The 1,293-nt window shown below is 65.2% G+C and carries 1 protein-coding gene; it reads right to left on the bottom strand.

Annotation, left to right across the window (positions count from 1 at the left end):
- Positions 1–12: 12 nt before the first annotated feature.
- The gene (locus tag E1261_RS44810) at positions 13–1,176 is read right to left on the bottom strand and encodes a Fic family protein (RefSeq protein WP_132416470.1); all 1,164 of its coding nucleotides are present in this window, start codon (positions 1,174–1,176) and stop codon (positions 13–15) included.
- Between the last annotated feature and the right edge of the window lie 117 nt (positions 1,177–1,293).

Below are 1,293 nucleotides of genomic sequence, written 5' to 3'. Positions count from 1 at the left end.
CCCCACCGACAACTACCGAACACCAGCAGGTACGGCGGCCAGACGCTCACGCATCCAGGGGTACGGATCCACCAGGGACTCGCGCGTCGACAGCATCTGCTGGACGAGCTCTGCGAGGCGGTCGCCCATGATGTAGTGCCGTCCCTTGGTTTCACCGACCGGACGCAGCAGACCGAGGTCCGTCAGCTTCGCGAAGTCGCGGCTCGCGGTCCGCTCCTCGATTCCCGCTCGCCGGACGTACGTCGATCGGCGGATCCGGAAGCCGAGCGATGCATCGAACAACTCGTCGGCAACCCGGTCCTCCAACCCGTGCTGGCTGAGAAGGTCGTCGAACGCCACCCAGAGTTTGCCCGCTTCGTCGTACCGACGCTGGAGGGTCTGCGCCTGGATATGGTGCGCCCGGAGGTTGAACTGGACCCAGAGCGCAGCGGATCGCTCCGGGTGCCAGCCACCCGCACCAGTCGCCGCGAGCACCCGGTAGTAGTCCTGGGTGTTGCCGCCCAACCACTCCTCTATGCTGGAAAACGCCGGCTCCGCGATGCCACCGAGCGACAGGACCAGAGTCTGCAACGCTCTCGCCATCCGTCCGTTGCCGTCACGGAACGGGTGAATCATGACCAGATTCAGATGGGCCATCGCCGCACATACCAACGGGTCCGCCGCGGAGCGGGCCTGCTGCTCGTCCATCAACTCCGCGACCAGCCCTGGCACCTGATCGGCCGGCGGACCTTCGTAGACGGTGTCGCCGGTCGTCTCGTCCAGCACGTAGACCGTGCCCTGCCGGTAGCTGCCCGGACTCTTCGTCAGATCGTGGCTGAGCATCATGAAGTGCATGCCACGCACGGCGGACACATCGAGCCGGAAGTCCGCGTCCTTCGCCATCGCCAGCACGTAGCCGAGCGCCTGCCGGTAGCCGCGGATCTCGGCGAAGGTCTGCTCGTCGGCGCTCATCGCCTCCTCGTCGTCCAAGGCGGCCACAGCATCGTCGAGCCGGACGTCGTACCCCTCGATACTGTTCGAGCCCTGGATCGCCCGCGCCAGCATGCTGCGCCGGAGCCCGCCGGCCCAGCGCCGTGGCATCCGCAGGATGTCGGCAAGCTCGGCTCGATAATCGTGGATCTGCCGGAGGACACGCTCATCCTCGGATGAAAGGTCAGGTGTCTTGAAGAGTGCCATCGCCCCAATGTCCTAATGTCTCTATTCTTAGGACACCCTACCGTCATGTCCCAAGAATCGCGACATCGAGACATCGGCTGCCCGGGAGGTCGATACTGAATCCCATGACTGGGTGGC

Source organism: Kribbella albertanoniae, from assembly GCF_004348455.1.
GTDB lineage: Bacteria > Actinomycetota > Actinomycetes > Propionibacteriales > Kribbellaceae > Kribbella > Kribbella albertanoniae.
This window is presented reverse-complemented; position numbering and strand designations above follow the sequence as displayed.

What these genes read in the sequence shown, in the direction of transcription:
- E1261_RS44810 (WP_132416470.1), bottom strand. Translation starts at nt 1,176, where the DNA reads ATGGCACTCTTCAAGACACCTGACCTTTCATCCGAGGATGAGCGTGTC.